This window comes from Sphingopyxis sp. (assembly GCF_016463645.1).
Lineage (GTDB): Bacteria > Pseudomonadota > Alphaproteobacteria > Sphingomonadales > Sphingomonadaceae > Sphingopyxis.
This window is the reverse complement of sequence record NZ_JAEMQX010000004.1, coordinates 35721-56449: the sequence shown is the minus strand read 5'-3', so window position 1 is coordinate 56449 and position 20729 is coordinate 35721. Positions and strand designations below refer to the sequence as shown.

Sequence of the window (20729 nt, the reverse complement as noted above, 5' to 3'; positions counted from 1 at the left end):
GGGTAGCGCTTTTATTGACATCGGGCGGGCGGCCTGCTAGCGCGCAGCGCTTGCTGCCATGCCCCGCCAAAGGGCTGGCCTCTCCTATACCTTAAGGAAACACTATGGCCCGCGTTACCGTCGAGGATTGCGTCGACAAAGTTCCCAACCGCTTCGACCTGGTTCTGCTGTCGGCGCACCGCGCCCGCGAAATCTCGGGCGGTTCGGAACTGACCGTCGACCGCGACCGCGACAAGAACCCCGTCGTTGCCCTGCGCGAAATCGCCGAACAGACGATCCGCCCCAAGGAATTGCAGGAAACGCTCGTCGGCTCGATGCAGAAGGTTGTCGTCGACGACGACGATACGCCCGATGAAATCAGCTCGATCAGCCGTTCGGCCGAAGCGCTTCGCCTGACCGCCGCCGCGCCGCCGCGCAGCCCCGCAGGTGGCGGCGGCGATTTCGAATAAGCGCTGCTGACAATCGATCACCAAGGGGGCCGCAGGAAACTGCGGCCCTTTTGTTATTCAACCTGCGTGAGTTCGGCGATCCGGATCGCCTTTGACTGGAGCATCGGTTCGAGGATGCGCCGGATGCGGTGCGCGCGCGGCGAACCGATGGTGATGTTGAACAGGCTGTTCGCGATGACGTCGGCGATCTGGACGCCGTCGCTGCGGCGACTGTCGGCGAGCGAGGCGCGCCCCCACTGGCCGAGCCCCGCCTGAATCTCCTCGCGGACATGCGCGAGAATCTTGGCGTCATAGCGCCCGTCATCGATCACGACATCGGTGCAGACGCCGCCGGTTTCGGGAAGCCAGCGGCCCACCGCGCTGTTGAGCAGGGCGCCGTAGAGGGCGAGATCGCTGGGCAGGGTGCCGCCGGGATTCTGCGCAAGCTTGTCGCGCTCCGCGACCGCGACCCATGCGCGTCCCCCGGCACGATCGAAGAGTTCGAGCAGATAGGCGCGCTCGACGATGCTGATACGGCTGCCTTTGAGTTCGCCGCGCAAGCCGGTGACACCGCGAAATCGTTCATGGATCTCCGTGGCCGCCCTAGGCGTCAACATCACCGCGGAGAAGGTCATCGCGCCGGCGTTGAGGCCGCCCGATTCATCGCAATAGATCGTCATTCCGAGGGGTTACCGCACTCGTCCGAAAAAAGCGACCGACCGGCTCTGGCCGGGCGCGATCGCATCGGGCCACTGCCAGCGCACATGAGTGACGTCGGCAGCGGTTGCGGGACGTGAACCCGAACCCTCGACCGGCACCGTCAGCGAGGCGAGTTCGCCGAAAATCTTGCCGTCGGTCGAAACCCCGAAGCCCGCGGCATCGGCGGTGTCGTCGTAGGTGAGGCCCTCGGGGATCGGGTTGACGAGATTGACGCCCGAAGCGGGCGCTGCGCCCTTGTTGGTAAAGGTGAGGGTGACGCGGACCCGGTCGCCAGGGACGACGACATCGGGTGCAACATAGATTTTTTGCTCCGGCCGGCCTTCCGCGGTTGTCGGCGTCGATTTCTCGAGCTCGATCTTGCTGGTCAGCGATCCATCGCCCTGTGCCGCCGCCGGAGCAGATGCGGTCGCAGCAGATGCCATCGCCAGAACAATCCATGCCTTGCCGATCATCGCGCTCTCCTCCGATCCTTGCAGCACTTCTGGCGCATCAGGCGGGACAGGGATAGCGTTTCTTCATCAGCGCATCGAACGCCGAATAGACGCTGACCTTCTTGCGTATCGGAACGGGATAGCTGCGCAAGTGCGCGAGCCACTGATCGGGGGTCAGGCTCCCTGATTCGGGCGGGCAGCTCGTCGTCTTGCGGCCGGCGCGGCGTTCGGCGTCGATGCGCGCCTTGTAGCGTTTGCCCGCCGCGACGACTTCGCTCTTGAGCTGATTGCCCTGTGGTGTCGCGAGCGCGAGCGGGCCGAGCCGTTCGAGCGAGGCGGCGCGTGCCAAGAATGCCGCGATGCTCATGTCACCGGGCGCCATCGCACAGAGAAAAGGCGCGGCGAGGAGGGCAGGCAAGAGGCGCGCATATGTCCGTCTGGTCATATGCCGCAACTTGCCCTCACCCAATGAATAGCGCCTGAATCGAAAGGGCTAGGCGTCCCGCCTAGGCCCCCTGCGGATTGGCGTCGCCGAACGGGCGCGGCTTGCGCTTGATCTGCGGGATGCCGCCGGCATGGCCCGAGACGGGGGTGCCGCGCTTGCCGGCATCGTCCTCGCGGCCGATATCCTCGCCCTTGATCGCGCGCTTCGCCTCTTCGCCCGACAGCGTCTCATATTCGAGCAGCGCGCCCGCAAGCAGGTGCAGTTCGTCGAGATGGTCGGTCAGCACCTTGCGCGCGACCTTTTCGCCTTCCTCGACGAGGCGGCGGACCTCGGCGTCGATCAGCTTCGCGGTCTCTTCCGACATGTTCTGCGCACGCGACACGCTGTGGCCGAGGAACACCTCGTCCTGATTGTCGCGATAGCGCAGCCAGCCGAGCTTTTCCGACATGCCATATTCCATGACCATGGCGCGCGCCATGTCGGTGGCCTGCTGGATGTCGTTCGACGCGCCGGTGTTGAGCTCGTCCTTGCCGTAGATCAGCTGCTCGGCGATGCGACCGCCGAAGCAAAGCGCGAGGCGCGCCTTCATCTGCTTCATATTCTGCGAATAGCGGTCGCGCTCGGGCAGGTTCCACGTCACGCCCAGTGCGCGGCCGCGCGGAATGATCGTGACCTTGTGCAGCGGGTCGTTATGCTCGACGTGGAGCGAGACGAGGGCGTGACCGGCCTCGTGATAGGCCGTCGCCTTCTTCTCGTCCTCGGTCATCACCATCGAGCGGCGCTCGGCGCCCATCATCACCTTGTCCTTGGCTTCCTCGAACTCGTTCGAGGCGATCAGGCGCTTGCCCTTGCGCGCCGCGAGCAGCGCCGCTTCGTTGCAAAGATTGGCCAGATCGGCGCCCGAGAAGCCCGGGGTGCCGCGGGCGATGCGGCGGAGGTCGACGTCGGGCGCGAGCGGTTTCTTGCGCGTGTGGACTTCGAGGATCTTCTGGCGGCCCTCGATATCGGGACGCGGCACGACGACCTGACGATCGAAGCGGCCCGGACGGAGCAGGGCAGGGTCGAGCACGTCGGGGCGGTTCGTCGCCGCGACGATGATGATACCCTCATTGGCCTCGAAGCCGTCCATTTCGACCAGCAGCTGGTTCAGCGTCTGCTCGCGCTCGTCGTTGCCGTTGCCGAGGCCGGCGCCGCGGTGGCGGCCGACCGCGTCGATTTCGTCGATAAAGACGATGCAGGGCGCGTTGCGCTTCGCCTGCTCGAACATGTCGCGGACGCGGCTGGCGCCGACGCCGACGAACATTTCGACGAAGTCCGAACCCGAAATGGTGAAGAAGGGGACGCCGGCCTCACCCGCGATCGCGCGGGCAAGCAGCGTCTTGCCGGTGCCCGGCGAGCCGACGAGCAGCGCGCCCTTCGGAATCTGGCCGCCGAGTTTCGAGAATTTGGTCGGGTCCTTCAGGAATTCGACGATTTCCTCGAGCTCCTCGCGCGCTTCGTCGATGCCCGCGACGTCGTCGAACGTCACGCGGCCCTGTTTTTCGGTGAGCATCTTCGCACGCGACTTGCCGAAGCCCATCGCACCCGAGCCGTTGTTCTTCTGCACCTGGCGGAAGACGAAGAAGGCGATGCCGAGGATCAGCAGGAAGGGCAGCGACTGGACGAGCATATACATCCAGAAATTCGGTACTTCGGTCGGCTTGCCGTCATATTTGACGCCATTGTCGTTGAGCATCTTGAGGAGGTCGGGGTCGCGCACGACGTTGGCGGTGAAACGGTCGCCGTTCGACAGCGTGCCCGTCACCTTGTCTTCGGAGAGTACGACGTCCTTGACGCTTCCTTCCTCGACCTTCTGGCGGAATTCCGAATAGGCAAGCGGGTTGCCCGTGGGCTGCGATGCGCCGCCGAACATCGAGGCGACGAGGAGCATGGCGAGCAATATGCCGCTCCAGATCATCACGCTCTTCATCCAGGGATTGCCCTGCGGTTCCTTGTCGTCCTGCATTCGGATTCTTTCTTCAACGGCGCAGCGCTGCGCTCCTGTTCCGAACAAGATAGGATAATCGGGTTAAATGACAATGAGGCAATCAGGCCTTTTTCGTCGCTTTCCGCCGTGGCGCCGCGGAAATACGCCAGATCGTCCCTTCGAGGCCGCGCACCGCATCGATCAGCAGCGCGCCGACCATCGCGCGGCGCCCGTCGTGCATCGCCGCAATCACGCCGTCGAGCGAGGCGCCGCGGAGGACGAGTTGCGGCGCATTGGCTCGGAGGCGCAGCGCGACGATGCGGCGAAACACCTCGGGCGGGTAATCGTCGTTGCGGATCACCGCGATGTCGGAGGCATCGGGCCAGGAGGCGATCACGCGCTCGACCGCCCAGTCGAGCGCCTCGTCGGCCTCGGCAAGCCACGCGGCCGATTTCGCCGCCGCGACGGGATCGAGCGCGGTCTGCGATCGCAACGCGTGGCGCAGGCGCGCGCGGTCGAAGCGGTTGTCGCTGTTCGACGGATCTTCGACGAAAGGCAGGTCGTTTTCGAGCGCTAGGTGGACGAGCTCGTGACGCCGCCAGTGAAGCAGGGGGCGCAGCACCGCACCGTTCTTTACGCGGATCGCGGCAAGGCCGCCCACACCGCTCGACCGGTTGAGGCGCATGACGATCGTCTCGAGCTGGTCGTCGGCATGATGCGCGGTGACGATATGATTGAGCGCGTTCGCCTCGCGCCATTGTTCGAGCAGGCGGTAGCGCTCGGCCCGCGCTGCCGCCTGTTGCGACCCCTTGATCGGTTTGGGCGGGCGCAGCGTCGAATGCGGGATATGCTCGCGCTCGCAAAAACCCGCAACCATCCGCGCCTCTTCGTCGGAACCCCGGCGCAGGCCGTGATCGACCGTCGCCGCCCAGACCTGTCCGGGCAGCAGCGACGCCATCAGCCAGAGCAATGCCATGCTGTCGGGCCCCCCCGAAACCGCGACGCCATAGTGGAGGCGATGCCAGTCGGGCCCCAGAAGCGCGCGAAGGTCGCCGGCAAGCCCGCCGGCGACGTCGCGGTCAGCAGCCTGCTTTTGTTTTTGCGGCGGCAGCATCGGTCCGGACATCCTGCGGCGCCTTGTCGCCATAGACTTCGTCGAGTTCGCGGAACGCCTTGCACGCGTCGGCCTTGCGGCCGAGCTTGTCGAGCGCGACGCCCATATACATCAGGCTGTGCGGCGCACGCGGGCCGCTCGGACGATCCTTGTAATTATTATAGAAGGCGACCGCGGCGAGGCTGGGCTTGCCTTCGTCGAGATAGGCGCGGCCGAGCAGATTCTGGGCGAAGCTCGCCTGGCTGGTCTTCGGCCATTTGGCGACGACGGTCTTCAATTGCGCCTGCGCCTCGGGATAGAGTTTGGCGTCCCACAGGCGATAGCCATAATCATAGGCGTCCTGGGTCTCGTTGCCGCTGGCCGGAACCTCGACCTTCTTGACGAGCGCGAGCCGCGCCGCATCCGAGGTAGCGGGCTTGGCCGCCGGTGTCGCTGCGGGTTTCCTGACCGGAGCCGCGGCGGTCGTGGACGTTGTTGCGGGCGGCTTCACGGTCGGCGCGAGGCTGGCGGGGGTCGCGCCCGGAACGGCCTCGGTCGCGGGATCGGCGAAGCGCTTTTCCATCTCGGCCTTGTAGGCTGTAAACTGCTTTTCGAGTTCGCGAAGCTGGAACGCATTCTGCTCGGTCTGACCCGTCAGCGTCTGCAACTGCGATTCGAGCGCATCGACACGCGCGGTCAGATCGATCACCGGCGCGCTGGTGCGCGAGCGTTCACCCGGCGTGTTGTCGGGCGCGATCTCGCCCTCGAAGAAGGTCGGGCTGCCGCCCGGGAAAACCGACCGCTGAACCGCGCGCATTTCCTTTTCGAGCCGCTCGACGCGCTTGCCGATCGTATTGTCCTGCGCCGCCGTGGGCATGGCCGCGACGAGCGCAACCGTTGCCGCTCCGAGAAAAGTGATCTGACGCATCTTCATCTGCCGTTGGGTCCTCGACTATTAACCATTTTGCCATTCATAACGCGGCGAAGCGCCGCAGCGCAAACCCATTTCGGCGCGCTGCAGCGTGGGCTGGCCCGGCCGACCGGTATTTCAGCCCTTGGGGCGCGGTCCCGTCGCGGGCGCCGAGCCGCCACCTTCGGTGCTGGCCACCAGATCGGCGGGTTTCAGCGAGACGCCCTTGACGAGTGTGTCCGCGGGGCCGATCGCGCCGACGTCGCGTCCGCCGACCGTGACCTTCAGTGCCTGCGGGATGCTCGTGCGCAGCGTGAACTGTTCGATATATTCGGGCGGAACCTGATAGGTTTCGCCTGCGTCGAGCGTGCGCCAGTTTTCGGTTTTCCCCTGCGCATCGTCAAAGCCTATCCAGACTTCCGACAGGCCGGTCAGCACGACGGGCGCATTCGCCGCGACGGCGGCGGTGCCCGCCCTGGTCGCGGGCGTTGCCGCCGCGTCGCTCTGCGGCGCTTCGGATGCCTCGGCTGCGCGGTTCTGCGCCGCGATCAGTGCTTCGTCGGGTTCGACCGAGAGAAAGCGCCAGACGCCATAGGCCGATACGAGGACCAGCGCGATGACGACGAGCGTCCAGGTCAGCCGGGCGGTCGGCAGGCGCGCCGGATCGGTCGGTTCATAGGCTTCGTAGAGCGGACGCGAGCCATAGGCGTCCTCTTCGAGTTCCTGTCGTACCGCCGCGCCGATTTCGGCTTCGGGCAGGTCGACGGCGCGGGCGTATGCGCGCGCGAAGCCGGTGACGTAGGTCCGGCCGGGAAGCTCCGAAAAATCCGACTTTTCTATCGCGGCGAGGTGGCGCTGGGTGATGCGCGTCCGCGTCGCCACATCGGCGAGCGACAGCCCCGCGGCCTCCCGCGCCAGCCGAAGCCGATCGCCGGTGCGCGTGATCGCCAGCTCGCCCTGCTCGGGGGCGACGTCCTCATCCGTCATTGCTGTCTCCGTGCCGGCCGTGTGACCCAGGTTCGACCGTGTCACCCGTTCATCGCATTGACGGCGCGAGAAAGTCAAATGAAGTTCGGCAAAAGGACGGCTGAAAAGATGCAGATTCGAGACTGTTGGGCTGCGCTCGCTTCCTCCCCGTGCCGCCGGTACGGGGAGGGGCTCGTCAAAGGACGTACTTGCTGAGGTCGGTGTCGCCGACGACCTCCGAAAGCTGGCTGTCGACATAGGCGGCGTTGATATCGAGCGTTGTGCCGCCGGCGTCCTCGGCGGTGAAGCTGATCTCCTCGACCAGTCGCTCCATGATCGTCTGGAGGCGGCGGGCGCCGATATTCTCGACCTTTTCATTCACGTCCGCCGCGAGCTTCGCGACGCGCGCGATTGCGTCATCGGTGAAGTTCAACGTTACGCCCTCGGTGCCAAGCAGCGCGGCATATTGTTCGGGCAGGCCGGCCTTGGTCTCGCTGAGGATACGGACGAAATCCTCCTCGGTCAGCGCGCCGAGCTCGACGCGGATCGGCAGGCGGCCCTGCAGTTCGGGGAGCAGGTCGCTCGGCTTCGCCACATGAAAGGCGCCCGAAGCGATGAAGAGGATATGGTCGGTCTTCATCGGGCCATATTTGGTCGCGACGGTGGTGCCCTCGATCAGCGGCAAAAGGTCACGCTGGACGCCCTCGCGGCTCACGGAGCCGCCGCGCACGTCGCTCACCGCGATCTTGTCTATCTCGTCAAGGAAGACGATGCCGTTCGCCTCGGCGTCGGCGAGTGCGACGCGCGCGACATCGTCCTGGTCGAGGCGCTTGTCCTGCTCTTCTTCGAGCAGGCGCTTCCACGCGTCCATCGCCTTCATGCGGCGGCGCTTCTTCGGCGCGTTGCCGAGCGCCTTGCCGAGCATATCGGAGAGGTTGATCATGCCGACCTGACCGGGCTGGCCCGGGAGTTCGAAGGGCATCGACGGGGCGTCACTGACCTCGATCTCGACATCGCTGTCGGCGAGATGGCCGTCGCGGAAACGCTGGCGGAAGCTTTCGCGCGTCGCCTCGCTCGCACCCTTGCCGGTGAGCGCGTCGAGCAGCCGTTCCATGGCGGCCTCCTCGGCGGCGCCGCGCACGGCTTCGCGTCGGCGGTCCTTTTCGAGCCGCACCGCTTCCTCGACGAGGTCGCGTGCGATCTGCTCGACGTCACGGCCGACATAGCCGACCTCGGTGAACTTGGTCGCCTCGACCTTGATGAAGGGCGCGTCGGCGAGCTTCGCCAGACGGCGCGAAATCTCGGTCTTGCCGCAGCCCGTGGGGCCGATCATCAGGATGTTCTTGGGGCTCACCTCGTCGCGGAGATCAGGCGACAGTTGCTGGCGGCGCCAGCGGTTGCGGAGCGCAACGGCGACCGCGCGCTTCGCAGCGTTCTGGCCGATGATATGCGTGTCGAGGGCGGCGACGATCGCCTTCGGAGTCAGGTTCTTGTTCATTCTTATTTCCGGATTTCAATGGTTTCGGAGGTGAACTGGTCGTTCGTGTAGACGCAGATATCGGCCGCGACCTCCATCGCCTTGCGCGTCAGCACCTCGGGATCCTTTTCATAGTCGGCGAGCGCGCGCGCTGCGGACAGTGCGAAGTTGCCGCCCGAGCCGATCGAGGCGATGCCGCCCTTGGGTTCGAGCACGTCGCCGTTGCCGGTGATGACGAGCGTCACCTCCTTGTCGGCGACGATCATCATCGCCTCGAGGTTGCGGAGATATTTGTCGGTGCGCCAGTCCTTGGCGAGTTCGACCGCAGCGCGGAGCAACTGGCCGTTGTGGCGCTCGAGCTTGGCTTCGAGGCGTTCGAAAAGCGTGAAGGCGTCGGCGGTCGCGCCCGCAAAGCCGCCGATCACGCTACCGTCGTGGAGGCGGCGGACCTTCTTCGCGTTGGGCTTCATCACCGTCTGGCCCATCGAGACCTGACCGTCGCCGATGATGACGACCTTGTCGGCGCTGCGGGCGGAGAGGATGGTGGTTCCGTGCCAGGGCGCGGCACTTTGCGCATGGGGATTGGTCATGCGGCGGGATATGGGCGATGGGTCCGCGCCCCGCAAGGGGAGGGGGTGCAGGGCCGTCAGGCGGGCCAGGTCAGCAGCGCGCGGCCACCCCTGTCGATTTCGATCGCCGACGGGTCGGTGAGCAGCACCGCTTCGCCGAGCGCTACGCGTTCGCCCGCGACGCTGCAGCCCGCCGAGAGCGGGACGAAGGTCAGCTCACCGGCCGCCTGTTCGAGCAAGGACGGATCGATTGGCTCAGCAAGCTGCGCGAGATGGAAATGCGGGCCGCTCACCAGCATGCGGTTCGCGGCGGGATCGACGACGGTGTCGCGCGGATCGTGGACGGGGCCGGGGTTCGAGACCTTGAGCCCCGCGTCGAGATGCAGTTCGCGCGGGCGGCCGTAATCGTAGAGGCGGTAGGTGCAGTCGACATTCTGCTGCACCTCGACGACGGTGAGGCCCGGGCCGATCGCGTGGATCGTGCCGGCCCGGTTATAGACGAAATCGTCGGTCTTCGAGGGGCGCCAGTCGATCATGTCGACGATCGATCCGTCGAGTGCGGCGGCGTGGAGCTCTTCGCGGCTGCTCGGGCGGTTGAGGCCGACGCCGAGTTCGGCCTCGGGCTCGGCCGAGAGGATCAGCCAGCATTCCTCCTTGCCGCGCGGATAGCCGGCTGCCTGCGCCGCGGCATCGTCGGGGTGAACCTGAATCGACAGGCGTTCCGAGGTGAAGAGGAATTTGACCATGATCGGGGCGTCGTCGCCCGCGGGGTTCGAGAACCAGATCTCGCCGATGCGGCGGCCTTCGAAATCCCCGAAAGCTTCGGGAATGTCGGTGCGGCCCCAAGGTTTTTCGACGACGATGGTTTCGAGACGAGTCAGCATGGCGCACAGATGCGGGCGCGACGCGAGGGGGTCAAGCGAAGAGCGTCAGGCCGCGCGATGCAAACGATTGCTGCCGCCGCCGTTCGGCTGGTCGAGCCACAGGCCGCGCGTGTCGTAAACGATCTTGTCGCCGCGCTCCTCGATCGGGATCGATTTGAAGAGGTCGTGGTCGACGAGGACGATGAGCAGGTCGCATTCGGCGAGCGCGCTGTCGAGATCGATCAGTTCGGCGCCGGTACCGGCGAATTCCATCGGCAGACCGCGGGCGTAGGGCTCCACGATCTCGATCTGCTTGCCGAAACGGCGCGCGAGCGCGGCGGCCACCTCGACCGCGGGGCTTTCGCGGAAATCGTCGATATTGGGCTTGAAGGCGAGGCCGAGGCACGCGACGCGCGCCTTCGGATGCTGCGATACGAGCATTTCGGCGGCCCCGATGACATGCGCGGTCTTGGCAAGATTGACCTCGCGCGCCGTGCGGATCAGCCGGCTGTGCTCGGGCGCGCCATGGACGAGGAACCAGGGGTCGACCGCGATGCAATGGCCGCCGACGCCTGGCCCGGGCTGGAGGATGTTGACGCGCGGGTGGCGGTTGGCGAGGCGGATCACCTCCCAGACGTCGACGCCCATATGTTCGGCCATCATCGACAGTTCGTTGGCGAAGGCGATGTTGACGTCGCGGTAGCTGTTCTCGACCAGCTTGACCATTTCGGCGGCGCGTGCCGACGTGGTGACGCAGGCGCCGCGGACGAACTGGCGATAGAAGGTCATCGCGCGGCGCGCGCAGCGCGGCGTGATGCCGCCGATGCAGCGGTCGTTGTCGACGAGTTCGACGAGGATGCGTCCGGGAAGCACCCGCTCGGGGCAATAGGCGACGAAGATGTCGGCGGCGCCGGTGCACGTGCCGGGGACTTTCAGATCGGGGCGCAGTTCGGCGAGCAGCGCGGCGACCTTTTCGGTCGTGCCGACGGGCGAGGTCGATTCGAGGATGACGAGATTGCCGGCCTCGAGCTTCGGGGCGATCGCGCGCGCAGCCGACAGGACATGGCTGATGTCGGGGCGGTGCTCCTCGTCGTGCGGCGTCGGAACCGCGATCACGAAGACGTCGGCGGGGGCGACCTCGGTCGAGGCGACAAGCAACCCGCGCGACACGACGCCCTGGACGAGGCCATCGAGATCGACCTCCTCGATATGCACCTTGCCGTTGTTGACGGTGTCGACGACATGCCGGCTGACGTCGATCCCGGTCACCTTGCTGCCCGAGCGCGCGATCAGCGCGGCGGTGGGGAGGCCGATGTAGCCGAGCCCGAGGACGGTAACCTTCTGTTCGCTATCAATGGGCACGCGCAACAATCTCCGCTATTCTCTGTGCAGCCTTGCCGTCGCCGAAGGGATTGTGGGCGCGGGCCATGGCATTATAGGCCGCTTCATCGTCCAAAAGGCTGAAAATTTCGGCAACGATGCGATTCTTGTCGGTGCCGACGAGCCGCGCGGTACCGGCCTCTATGCCCTCGGGGCGCTCGGTCGTCTCGCGCATCACGAGGACGGGCTTGCCGAGCGAGGGAGCCTCCTCCTGCACGCCGCCGCTGTCGGTGAGGACGAGCGTAGAAATGCCGAGCAGACGGACGAAGTGCGGATAATCGAGCGGATCGGTCAGCGCGACATTGGCGAGATCGCCGAGGATCGGCTCCATCGCGCTGCGGACGTGGGGGTTGGGATGAACGGGAAAGACGACCGCGACGTCGGGGCGCGCCGCGATCGCCGCGATCGCATCGGCGATGGCTTTCATCCCGTCGCCGAAATTCTCGCGCCGGTGCGAAGTGACGGCGATGATCCGCTTGCCGGCAAAACGCGCGACCAGCGGGTCGAGTTTGGCGGCAAGCGACGGCTCGTCCGCGATCCGCGCGTTGGTCGCGAGCAGGGCGTCGATGACGGTGTTGCCGGTGACGTGGATATGGCCGGTATCGACATTTTCCGCGCGTAGTGCCGCGGCGGCGGTTTCCGTCGGCGCGAAGTGCAGATCGGCGACGGCGCCGGCGACCTTGCGGTTCACCTCTTCGGGCCAGGGATGGTAGATATTGCCGCTGCGCAGGCCTGCCTCGACATGCCCGACGGGTATCTTGCGGAAATAGGCGGCGAGCGTGGCCGCCATGGTGGTCAGCGTGTCACCATGGACGAGGACGCGGTGGGGCCTTTCGGTATCGAGCGCCTCGCCGAGACCGGTGACGAGCCGCGCGAGCAGCGCGTCGAGCGACTGGTTGGGCGTCATGATATCGAGGTCGATGTCGGGCGAGATCCGGGCGATTTCCAGAACCTGGTCGAGCATCTCGCGGTGCTGGGCGGTCACGCAGAGCCGCGCGTCGATGCCGGGCTGCGCGCGCAGTGCGTGCACGACCGGGAACATCTTGATCGCTTCGGGCCGGGTGCCGAATATGACTATGACCTTGGATGGCACGCGGATCTCGCCCTGTCTTGTCGGTTTACCTGTCGGCGCGCCCCAAGGGTGCCGAACTTGTTCCTTCGGATAGCGCGAAACCGTTGTAATAGCTTTAACTATGCGCGCGGCGTCGATCATCGTGCCGAATCGTTCAGCTCCGGGCAAGGCCGAACCTGCAGGAAGGGGTGGCGGGAAGGGGCGGAAAGTGTGGCATAGGCGAGCCGTGATTGCTATGGGCCGGCGCCTTTTACGACGTCTGCCGGATCGAACCGGCATGACAGGGATTTTGATCGGATCATGAGTTTCTTTTCGCGTTTTGCCAAAAAGCAGCCCACGCCGCCGGTTTCGCGCCGCGTTCCCGAGGGCCTGCTGATATACGCCATCGGCGATATTCACGGCCGCGATGATCTGTTCGCCGCGTTGCTCGACGAAATCGACGCCGATCGGGCCCGGCGTCCGCACGCGAGCTGCATATTGATACTCCTCGGCGACCTCGTCGATCGTGGCCCCGATTCGGACAAGGTCGTCGACCGCGCGATCGGCCTGCGCGAGCGGTTCGACCGCGTGCACCATCTGATCGGCAATCACGAGGAATGCATGCTGGCGGCGCTCGCCGGCGAGGTTCGCGCGCTTCGCTATTTCATCCGCATCGGCGGCGACGCGACGGTGCGCAGCTATTTGCGCGACGATGTGCTGTACGATGCGACCAGCTTTGAGGAACTCGCGGCAATATTCCCGGGACGGGTTCCGCAGTCGCATATCGATTTCCTGGGGCGCGGCGAGGATATGGTCGAATATGGCGATTATGTCTTCGTCCACGCGGGAGTGCGCCCCGGGGTCGCGCTCGATCGCCAAAAGACCAGCGACCTTCGCTGGATTCGCGAGGATTTCCTGGCGAGCGAATTCGAACATGGCCGAACGGTCGTGCACGGGCACACGATCAGCGAGGACGTCGAGAACCGGGGCAATCGAATCGGTATCGATACGGGCGCCTACGCCACCGGCAAGTTGACCGCGATCGGATTGAGCGAGGCCGATCAGTGGTTCGTACAGGTTCAGCAAAAAGTATAGTGTGACATCGACGTTCGGATCGACCGGCAAGCGGTGTTTTTGGCCGCTCGCGCTCAATAACGGCTTGACCCGAAGGCCGCGCAGGCTAGTGGACAGCATTCGTCGTTCGGTGCCGGATATTCTCTGGCAAAGCCGCTCATGACATTATTATCTGGAATCAGAGAGAAGAGCAGTCACCTCATGAAGCCGATTTCGACATGGGCCGCGGCTAAGGCTTTTCGCATGATTTTGGTCGCCGCCACGCTCACGGCAGTTTCGGCCTGCGGCGGCAAGCCCGCGGTTGGAAATGCCGGCGGCAAGATGGAAGTCGTCAGCGAACTGCCCGAGCCCGTCGTTCGCGACGCATCCGGCCAGCTCATGCCGTTCCGGCTCGGTGCCGACGACCTGCTTTCGATCAAGGTTTTCGGAAGCGAGGATGCGAGCGTCGATCGGGTGCGGATCGACAAGAGCGGGCGCCTGTCGGCACCGGTCGCCGGCGTCGTCAATGCGAACGGCCTGTCGATCGAAGAACTCGAAGACCAGCTGGAAGCCCGTCTGCGCGCGAATTATTTCCGCAATCCGCAGGTGTCGGTGAATCTGATCGAGGTCGAGAGTGCGAAACTGACCCTCGACGGTCAGGTGACGAAGCCGGGCCGTTATCCGGTTACGCCCGACATGACGCTGATCGAGGCGGTAGCCAGCGCCGAAGGAACGACCGAAAATGCGCGGCAGCGCGAAGTCGTGATTTTCCGTACGGTGAACGGCCAGAAATATGCCGCCCTGTATGACCTGAGTGCGATACGGCGGGGCAATTATGCCGACCCCGCGGTGTTTGCAGACGACCGGATCGTGATCGGCGATTCCGCCGCTCGCCGTCTGTTCCGCGATTTCATCCAGATCATTCCGTTGCTGACCACGCCGATCATCGTGGCTTTCCAGAATTGATGGCGGGGGCGCCGCCGCTCCTGACGGCGTAGAGCCGGAGGGGACGGGCAATACTGTGATTCCGGTTCGGCGCCGCGCCGGCCGCTTGTTATCGAACGGATACACCGCTTGCAGCCTTCCTCTCATTCGCGCGAGTCCTGGACGCTTCAATTCTGGCTCCTGACGGGCTTTCTGATACTCGTCTTTCTGACCGGCGGGTCGTCGCGGGTCGATGTATCCTCGTTGGTCATTCTGCGGCCGGCTTCGGTTCTGATGTGCGCGGTCGCGCTGGCGACGCTGCGCCGCGAGCATTTCGAGGGGCGGCGCTGGCTGCTGGCGCTCGCGGCCGCGATAATCGGTCTCAACCTGCTTCACCTCATTCCGCTGCCGCCCGGCATCTGGCAGTCGCTGCCCGGGCGGGCGGACGTCGCCGCGACCGACCGGCTGGCCGGGCTCGGCGATATCTGGCGTCCGCTGACGCTTACGCCGATGAACGGATGGCATGCGCTGAGCGCGCTTTTCGCGCCGCTCGCGGTGATCCTGCTCGGCGTGCAGTTGCGCCGGCAGGAGCGCTATGCGCTGCTGCTGGTGGTGATCGGCCTCGGCGTCGCTTCGGGTATCCTTGGCTTGCTTCAGGTGATCGGCGGATCTCAAGGACCGCTCTATCTTTACCGGCTGACCAACCATGGTTCCGCGGTCGGCTTCTTTGCCAACCGCAACCATTCCGCGGTGCTGCTGACGATGCTGTTTCCGATGCTCGCCGTGTTCGCTGCGAACCCCGACGGCACGGCCGATCGCCAGAGGGGGCGGCGGGTTCTGGCGGTCGCTGTCGCGGCCGTGCTGATTCCGCTGATACTCGTCAGCGGCTCGCGCTCCGGGCTGATTTTCGCGCTTGTCGGGCTGGCATCGGCCGCGCTGCTTTACCGGCGCCCGCCCGAGGGGCTGACGGTGCGCCGCGGCGGCCGCAAGTTCCAGATCACCCTGCTTCCCGTCCTCGCGGTCGTGGGCCTTGCCTCGCTGGCGATCCTGTTCATTGTCTTCTCGCGCGCGGAGGCGCTCGATCGCCTGCTCAGGCCGAATGCGGCCGACGGATCACGAAGCGATTTCTGGCAGGTTTCGGCCGATCTGGTCTGGCGCTACTTCCCGTTCGGATCGGGGTCCGGATCTTTTGTCGAGGCGTTCCAGATTCTCGAGCCGGCGCGGATATTGAAGCTCGCTTATGTGAACCGGGCGCACAACGACTGGCTGGAAATAGCCGTCACCTATGGCTTGCCCGGGCTTCTGCTGCTGGCGGTCGCGCTCGTGGCGTTCCTCCGCCGTTCGGTCCACGTCTGGAGCAAGGGAGCGGGAACCGGGCGCGCGACGCAGTTTGCGCGGCTGGCTACCGTGCTGATCGTCATGCTCGGACTGGCGAGCATTCCCGATTATCCGGCGCGGATTCCCAGCATGATGTGTGTCGCGGCCATATTCCTGATCTGGCTCGCGGGGCCCGATCAGGGCGGGCGCAACAAATCCGCAGGGGATGCATGACATGGCGCTTGGTTTCAAAAGGCGAAAGAGCCGGCGCAGCGCTGCACCCGAAGCGCCGCGCATTCAGCTCAGCGGCGCGGCGCTTGCGAAATATGCGGTGATTGCAGTCCTGGGCCTGATCGGGGCCTGGTTCGCTTTCGCGCTAGCGGTTTCGGGCATTGCGCGATCGAAGGCGCCCGACCGGGCGCTGGCCTTCGTTCCCTCGGAAGGCAATGCGCTGGCGAACAAGGCCGATATCGCATTGCTGTCGGGGAAAAAGATTCCGGCGAAGGTGCTGGCCAACACGGCGCGGGCGTCGCTCCGTAGCGCGCCGCTCAACCCGAAGGCCGTCCGGCTGCTCGCGATTTCGGCGGCGATGGACGGCGATGAAGACCGGGCGAGCAAGCTGGTTCACAAGGCGGCGGCATTGACGCGCCGCGACGCGCTGACGCATGTGTTCCTGATCGAGGAAGCGGCGCGTCGCGACGACCTCAAAACAGCACTGGTTCATTATGATCTCGCGCTGCGAACCAGCTCGATCGCGCCGCAAATATTGTTTCCCCGGCTGTTGAAGGCGATCGAGCTTCCGGAGGTTCGTACCGCGCTCAGGCCCTATATGCGCGACGGCGAGCAATGGACGACCGACTTCGTCAATTTTTCCAAGGATCAGGGCAAGGATCTGACGGCTCTTGTCGATCTGATGCTCGAAACCGGCGGTTCGCCCGATCCCGCTACCGCGCGCGCGTTGCGCGCCAATGTCGTTTCGGCGCTCAACGACCGGCAGCAATATACCCAGATAGCCCGGCTGCTGCGTCCGGCGCCCGGCGGCACGGCTGCGCTGACCGGCGTCGGCCTCGAAACGCTGGACCAGACGAAGGGGCTTGGCCCGGCGGGATGGCAATTGCTCAACGATGCCGAGGTCGGCGCGTCGGGCCAGGTCGACGCGAAAGCGGCGACGATGACGATCTACGCGAACCCCGAAACGTCGCGGCCGGTGGCGCGCAAGCTGCTCCTCCTTTCACCCGGGCGATATCGCTTCTCGTTCAGGCTGGCCCCCCTCGACCGAGGTGAGGGCGGGGCGATAGGATGGCATCTGCGATGCATTCAGCCGAAAGTCTCGACCCTGTGGCGTCTCGACGGCGTCATGGCGAGCGGTAGTGCGGAATGGAATGTGGGGCAGGGCTGTCCGGTGCAACTTCTCGAAATCGTCGCAACAGGCGGTCGCGGCCAGACGGGCATGGAGGCGGTGCTGTCGGACGTCGCGCTCGCGCGGTCGGGCGCGCGCGCTTCTCCTCGGTCCGGGGAGCGCGTTGTCGACAAGGCGGCGCAAAGACCGGACACGTAGAAAACAGAGTAATTGTCGTGGCTTAGTGGTTCGTGCAGCGTGTTGTCGATATTTTGGGGATGCGCCGGCCGGACAAGGAAAAGAGTGGCAATGAAATTGGTTATCAGCTAGCTGAGCCGCCAAACATGGGCGCTGTCGGGCGCATCGTCGCGGCTTCGGATGGCGGGTGATCCTTCTTGGCCATCCTGCAGAATATTGGCCTTCGAGGCAGGGAACAGAATGTTGCAATCAATGAATTCGAAGGCGGACCGGTCGGCAGTGACCGGCGACAACCCGGGAGACGCGGCCGGCGAGCAGTTCAATCTGGCGCCGCCGATCCTGCTTCAATATTGGCAGGTTGTGCTGCGGTGGAAGTGGGTCATCGCGGGCATCGTCGTTGCCGTGCTCGCGCTGGGGCTGGTGGCGACCCTGCTCGCCACGCCGCAATATACCGCGACGTCGCGGATCGAGATCAGCCGCGACCAGAAGAAGATCACCAATGTGGAAGGGCTGGAATCGGCAGATGCCGGCCGCGATATCGAGTTCTACCAGACGCAATATTCGCTGCTGACGGCGCGATCACTGGCCGAGCGGGTGTCGCGGAAAATGCGGCTCGCGTCGAATGATGCCTTCTTTGCCGCGCATGGCGTCGATCCGGACGACAGCCTGCTCTTTTCGGGCAACTCGGGCCGGCAGTTGAGCGCCGCAGCGCGCCAGAAGCGCGAAAAGCTGACCGTCGACACGCTCCTTGAACATATTGCGGTGTCGCCGATTCGCGGGTCGTCGCTGGTCGACGTCAGCTATTCGAGCGCATCGCCCGAACTGTCGTCCGAAATCGCCAACGCATGGACGCAGCAGTTCATCGTGCAGAGCATGGATCGCCGCTTCGCCTCGACTGCCGATGCCCGTACCTTCCTTGAAGGACGCTTGGCCGACCTTCGCCTCCGTCTCGAAAGCTCGGAGCGCGAACTGGTCAGCTACGCCGCAAAGAAGGGGATCGTCGCGCTCGGCAAGAGCAAGAGTCTCGACGGCCGGACCGAAATTGACCGTACGCTGGTATCGAGCGACCTCGAAGCGCTCAACGAGGCGCTCGCAAAGGCGACCGCGGATCGTATCGCAGCGGAGAGCAAGGCGCGCAGCCGCGGCGTCAGCAGCGATGCCCTCGACAATATGGCGATTAACCAGATTCGTCAGCAGCGTGCCGAGATCGCGGGCGAATATGCCAAGATGCTCGTGCAATTCGAGCCCGATTATCCCCCTGCGAAGGCCCTGTCGGAACAGATCCGCGCGCTCGATGCGAGCATCAAGCGCGAGGAAGGGCGCGTGCTGTCGAGCCGGTCGGCGGAGTATGACGAAGCTTCGATCCGCGAGGATGAGCTGCGCGCTCGCGTCGAACAGCTCAAGGGGCGCATGAATCAACAGCAGCGCGACAATATCCAGTACAATATCGTGCAGCGCGAAGTTGATACGAACCGCGAACTGTATGATGGCCTGCTCCAGCGCTACAAGGAAATCGGCGTCGCCGGTGTCGGCGCGAACAATATCTCGATCGTCGACACGGCCGGGGTCCCCGACAAGCCATCCTCGCCGCGCCTCATCCTGAACCTCGCGCTCGCGCTACTGGCGGGCCTTGCCCTCGCGGCGGTGGCGACGATCGCGCTCGACCAGATCGACGAAGGATTGCGCGACCCGAGCCAGGTCAACCGCTTGCTGCAGGTGCCGCTGCTCGGCAGCATTCCCGACGCCGAGGACGGCTTCGCGCTCGATCTTTTGCGCGATGCGAAGTCGCCATTGTCCGAAGCCTATCTCAGCATCCGGTCCAACCTGGCCTTTTCGACCGATCATGGCGTGCCCAAGTCGCTGATGGTGACGAGCACGCGGCCGGCCGAAGGGAAGAGCACGACCAGCTTCGCCCTCGCGACCGTGCTGGGCCGGACGGGCAAGAATGTGCTGCTGATCGACGCCGACATGCGTTCGCCGTCGATGCACCAGTTCGTTGACAAGCCGAACAAGGCCGGTCTCAGCAATTTCCTGGCCGGCGAGAACGACTGGCGCCAGCTTGTGGTTCCGGTCGATTCAAAGGGGCTTACCCTGATGCCCGCGGGACCGATGCCGCCGAGCGCCGCCGAACTGCTCAGCAGCGACCGCATGCTCCTCCTCGTCGAGGACGTGCTCAAGCAATATGATCATGTCATCATCGACTCTCCGCCGATTCTGGGCCTTGCCGACGCACCCTTGCTGGCGCGGTCGGTCGAGGGCTGCATCTTCGTCGCCGAGGCCGAGGGCGTCGCGGTTCGTGGCATCAAGGCATCGCTCGGACGTCTGCACGCTGTCCACGCCCATGTGTTCGGCCTGATCCTGACCAAGCTCAAGACCCGCCAGGCCGGCTATGGCTATGGTTATGGCTATGGTTATGGCTACGGGCAGGATTCCGAAGGGGCCAAGGATCGCTGATCGAAGCCCGGGCGGGTGACGCTGGCCGTTTCAGGTTCGCGATATGGTCCTCTTTCTTTGAAGGTTAGCGATGATTAAATTTGCATTGGTTGGATGCGGCCGGATCGCGAAACGGCACTCGGAACTGCTCGGTAACCAGCAGATCGCGAACGCCGGGCTTGCCGCCGTCTGCGATGTCGTCGAAGCGAAAGCACGGGCGATCGGCGAGCAGTTCGGCGTGCCCTGGTTCACCGACATGCACGAAATGGCGCGCGAGGCCGAAATCGATGCCTTCGTCGTTCTGACCGAGAGCGGCAATCACGCGCGCAACGTCATCGACCTTGCGCCATACGGCAAGCATATCGTCGTCGAAAAACCGATGGCGCTGACGCTGGACGATGCGGACCGCATGATCGCCGCGTGCGACAAGGCCGGCGTCAAGCTGTTCGTGGTCAAGCAGAACCGGTTCAACGTACCGGTCGTCAAGCTGCGCGAGGCGCTGGAAGCGGGCCGCTTCGGCAAGCTCGTGATGGGCACCGTGCGGGTGCGCTGGTGCCGTCCGCAGGCCTATTACGACCAGGACGCGTGGCGCGGTACCTGGGCGTTCGACGGCGGCGTGCTGACAAACCAGGCGAGCCACCATGTCGATCTGCTCGAATGGATGATGGGCGACGTTGTTTCGGTTTCGGCGATGAGCGCGACGCGGCTCGTCGATATCGAGGCGGAGGATACCGCCGCGGTGATCCTGACCTTTGCGAACGGCGCGCTCGGCATCATCGAGGCGACCGGCGGCACGCGGCCCAAGGATCTCGAGGGGTCGATCTCGATCCTCGGCGAGGGCGGGACGGTCGTGATCGGCGGCTTCGCGGTCAACAAGCTCGAGACATGGAATTTCCTCGACGCCGATGCCGATGACGACGAGGTGATCGAGAAATACTCGGTCAACCCGCCGAGCGTCTATGGCTTCGGCCACCAGGCATATTACGAACATGTCGTCGATGTGATCCGTAACGGCGGCCCCCAGCTGGTCGACGGAATGCAGGGACGGCGCAGCCTCGAACTGATCTCCGCCATCTATGAATCGATCGAGACCGGGCGGCGGGTCGACCTGCGCTTCAGTCCCAAGGTCGCGAAGCTGGGCCGGATTTGAGACGGTCTGGCCGGGG

19 protein-coding genes are annotated in these 20729 nt (G+C 64.9%); 7 read left to right on the top strand and 12 right to left on the bottom strand.

What is annotated here, in order from left to right; all coding sequences use genetic code 11:
• Window positions 1-104 precede the first annotated feature (104 nt).
• Window positions 105-449, top strand: a complete 345-nt coding sequence (gene rpoZ, locus JHC57_RS02350; RefSeq protein WP_294028325.1) for a DNA-directed RNA polymerase subunit omega — start codon at window positions 105-107, stop codon at window positions 447-449.
• 53 nt (window positions 450-502) lie between these two features.
• Here rpoZ and JHC57_RS02345 read toward each other — a convergent pair whose 3' ends face one another.
• The 12 genes from JHC57_RS02345 to wecB all read right to left on the bottom strand — a co-directional run bounded on the left by JHC57_RS02345 (window position 503) and on the right by wecB (window position 12290).
• Complete coding sequence (locus tag JHC57_RS02345) at window positions 503-1108, bottom strand: DUF3800 domain-containing protein (RefSeq protein WP_294028323.1); 606 nt, start codon at window positions 1106-1108, stop codon at window positions 503-505.
• 9 nt (window positions 1109-1117) lie between these two features.
• The gene (locus tag JHC57_RS02340) at window positions 1118-1600 is read right to left on the bottom strand and encodes a hypothetical protein (protein ID WP_294028322.1); all 483 of its coding nucleotides are present in this window, start codon (window positions 1598-1600) and stop codon (window positions 1118-1120) included.
• A 37-nt stretch (window positions 1601-1637) separates the two neighbouring features.
• Window positions 1638-1946: a hypothetical protein gene (locus JHC57_RS02335; protein WP_294028320.1), complete on the bottom strand. Its 309-nt coding sequence runs from the start codon at window positions 1944-1946 to the stop codon at window positions 1638-1640.
• Between the two features lie 139 nt (window positions 1947-2085).
• Window positions 2086-4029 carry an ATP-dependent zinc metalloprotease FtsH gene (ftsH, locus tag JHC57_RS02330; protein WP_294028319.1) on the bottom strand — a complete coding sequence of 648 codons (1944 nt, stop codon included), beginning with the start codon at window positions 4027-4029 and terminating at the stop codon, window positions 2086-2088.
• An 82-nt stretch (window positions 4030-4111) separates the two neighbouring features.
• The gene (tilS, locus tag JHC57_RS02325; RefSeq protein ID WP_294028317.1) at window positions 4112-5116 is read right to left on the bottom strand and encodes a tRNA lysidine(34) synthetase TilS; all 1005 of its coding nucleotides are present in this window, start codon (window positions 5114-5116) and stop codon (window positions 4112-4114) included.
• Window positions 5070-6011: a tetratricopeptide repeat protein gene (locus tag JHC57_RS02320; protein WP_294028315.1), complete on the bottom strand. Its 942-nt coding sequence runs from the start codon at window positions 6009-6011 to the stop codon at window positions 5070-5072. The genes tilS and JHC57_RS02320 overlap by 47 nt, the downstream gene beginning before the upstream one ends.
• A 120-nt stretch (window positions 6012-6131) precedes the next feature.
• The gene (locus tag JHC57_RS02315) at window positions 6132-6980 is read right to left on the bottom strand and encodes a helix-turn-helix domain-containing protein (protein WP_294028313.1); all 849 of its coding nucleotides are present in this window, start codon (window positions 6978-6980) and stop codon (window positions 6132-6134) included.
• Between the two features lie 175 nt (window positions 6981-7155).
• Complete coding sequence (gene hslU / locus JHC57_RS02310) at window positions 7156-8457, bottom strand: ATP-dependent protease ATPase subunit HslU (RefSeq protein ID WP_294028311.1); 1302 nt, start codon at window positions 8455-8457, stop codon at window positions 7156-7158.
• Between the two features lie 2 nt (window positions 8458-8459).
• Window positions 8460-9026 (bottom strand): ATP-dependent protease subunit HslV, encoded by a 567-nt coding sequence (gene hslV, locus JHC57_RS02305; protein ID WP_294028309.1) that lies wholly within the window; start codon window positions 9024-9026, stop codon window positions 8460-8462.
• 56 nt (window positions 9027-9082) lie between these two features.
• On the bottom strand, window positions 9083-9889 hold the full coding sequence (locus JHC57_RS02300) for a class I mannose-6-phosphate isomerase (RefSeq protein ID WP_294028308.1): 807 nt from the start codon (window positions 9887-9889) through the stop codon (window positions 9083-9085).
• A 45-nt stretch (window positions 9890-9934) separates the two neighbouring features.
• On the bottom strand, window positions 9935-11230 hold the full coding sequence (wecC, locus tag JHC57_RS02295) for a UDP-N-acetyl-D-mannosamine dehydrogenase (protein ID WP_294028306.1): 1296 nt from the start codon (window positions 11228-11230) through the stop codon (window positions 9935-9937).
• Complete coding sequence (gene wecB, locus JHC57_RS02290; protein ID WP_294028397.1) at window positions 11220-12290, bottom strand: non-hydrolyzing UDP-N-acetylglucosamine 2-epimerase; 1071 nt, start codon at window positions 12288-12290, stop codon at window positions 11220-11222. Before wecB ends, wecC begins: the two co-directional genes overlap by 11 nt.
• Before the next feature lie 330 nt (window positions 12291-12620).
• Between wecB and JHC57_RS02285 the strand changes: the two genes are divergently transcribed.
• The 6 genes from JHC57_RS02285 to JHC57_RS02260 all read left to right on the top strand — a co-directional run bounded on the left by JHC57_RS02285 (window position 12621) and on the right by JHC57_RS02260 (window position 20713).
• Window positions 12621-13394 carry a metallophosphoesterase family protein gene (locus JHC57_RS02285; protein WP_294028304.1) on the top strand — a complete coding sequence of 258 codons (774 nt, stop codon included), beginning with the start codon at window positions 12621-12623 and terminating at the stop codon, window positions 13392-13394.
• A 222-nt stretch (window positions 13395-13616) separates the two neighbouring features.
• Window positions 13617-14318: a polysaccharide biosynthesis/export family protein gene (locus JHC57_RS02280; RefSeq protein ID WP_294028302.1), complete on the top strand. Its 702-nt coding sequence runs from the start codon at window positions 13617-13619 to the stop codon at window positions 14316-14318.
• Between the two features lie 108 nt (window positions 14319-14426).
• Complete coding sequence (locus tag JHC57_RS02275; RefSeq protein WP_294028301.1) at window positions 14427-15827, top strand: O-antigen ligase family protein; 1401 nt, start codon at window positions 14427-14429, stop codon at window positions 15825-15827.
• Between the two features lies 1 nt (window position 15828).
• On the top strand, window positions 15829-17151 hold the full coding sequence (locus JHC57_RS02270; RefSeq protein ID WP_294028299.1) for a hypothetical protein: 1323 nt from the start codon (window positions 15829-15831) through the stop codon (window positions 17149-17151).
• A 258-nt stretch (window positions 17152-17409) separates the two neighbouring features.
• A complete protein-coding gene (locus JHC57_RS02265) occupies window positions 17410-19584 on the top strand; it encodes a polysaccharide biosynthesis tyrosine autokinase (RefSeq protein ID WP_294028298.1) in 2175 nt (724 codons plus the stop codon).
• A 70-nt stretch (window positions 19585-19654) separates the two neighbouring features.
• Complete coding sequence (locus JHC57_RS02260) at window positions 19655-20713, top strand: Gfo/Idh/MocA family oxidoreductase (protein WP_294028297.1); 1059 nt, start codon at window positions 19655-19657, stop codon at window positions 20711-20713.
• The last annotated feature ends 16 nt before the right edge of the window (window positions 20714-20729 follow it).

Excerpts from the sequence above, each read along its gene's own strand:
- JHC57_RS02345 (WP_294028323.1), bottom strand. The coding sequence starts at position 1,108 with ATGACGATCTATTGCGATGAATCGGGCGGCCTCAACGCCGGCGCGATG.
- JHC57_RS02315 (WP_294028313.1), bottom strand. The coding sequence starts at position 6,980 with ATGACGGATGAGGACGTCGCCCCCGAGCAGGGCGAGCTGGCGATCACG.
- hslU (WP_294028311.1), bottom strand. The coding sequence starts at position 8,457 with ATGAACAAGAACCTGACTCCGAAGGCGATCGTCGCCGCCCTCGACACG.
- JHC57_RS02270 (WP_294028299.1), top strand. The coding sequence starts at position 15,829 with ATGGCGCTTGGTTTCAAAAGGCGAAAGAGCCGGCGCAGCGCTGCACCC.
- rpoZ (WP_294028325.1), top strand. The coding sequence starts at position 105 with ATGGCCCGCGTTACCGTCGAGGATTGCGTCGACAAAGTTCCCAACCGC.
- JHC57_RS02340 (WP_294028322.1), bottom strand. The coding sequence starts at position 1,600 with ATGATCGGCAAGGCATGGATTGTTCTGGCGATGGCATCTGCTGCGACC.
- JHC57_RS02260 (WP_294028297.1), top strand. The coding sequence starts at position 19,655 with ATGATTAAATTTGCATTGGTTGGATGCGGCCGGATCGCGAAACGGCAC.
- JHC57_RS02335 (WP_294028320.1), bottom strand. The coding sequence starts at position 1,946 with ATGAGCATCGCGGCATTCTTGGCACGCGCCGCCTCGCTCGAACGGCTC.
- JHC57_RS02300 (WP_294028308.1), bottom strand. The coding sequence starts at position 9,889 with ATGCTGACTCGTCTCGAAACCATCGTCGTCGAAAAACCTTGGGGCCGC.
- hslV (WP_294028309.1), bottom strand. The coding sequence starts at position 9,026 with ATGACCAATCCCCATGCGCAAAGTGCCGCGCCCTGGCACGGAACCACC.
- wecB (WP_294028397.1), bottom strand. The coding sequence starts at position 12,290 with ATGTTCCCGGTCGTGCACGCACTGCGCGCGCAGCCCGGCATCGACGCG.
- JHC57_RS02320 (WP_294028315.1), bottom strand. The coding sequence starts at position 6,011 with ATGCGTCAGATCACTTTTCTCGGAGCGGCAACGGTTGCGCTCGTCGCG.
- tilS (WP_294028317.1), bottom strand. The coding sequence starts at position 5,116 with ATGTCCGGACCGATGCTGCCGCCGCAAAAACAAAAGCAGGCTGCTGAC.
- JHC57_RS02280 (WP_294028302.1), top strand. The coding sequence starts at position 13,617 with ATGATTTTGGTCGCCGCCACGCTCACGGCAGTTTCGGCCTGCGGCGGC.
- JHC57_RS02285 (WP_294028304.1), top strand. The coding sequence starts at position 12,621 with ATGAGTTTCTTTTCGCGTTTTGCCAAAAAGCAGCCCACGCCGCCGGTT.
- ftsH (WP_294028319.1), bottom strand. The coding sequence starts at position 4,029 with ATGCAGGACGACAAGGAACCGCAGGGCAATCCCTGGATGAAGAGCGTG.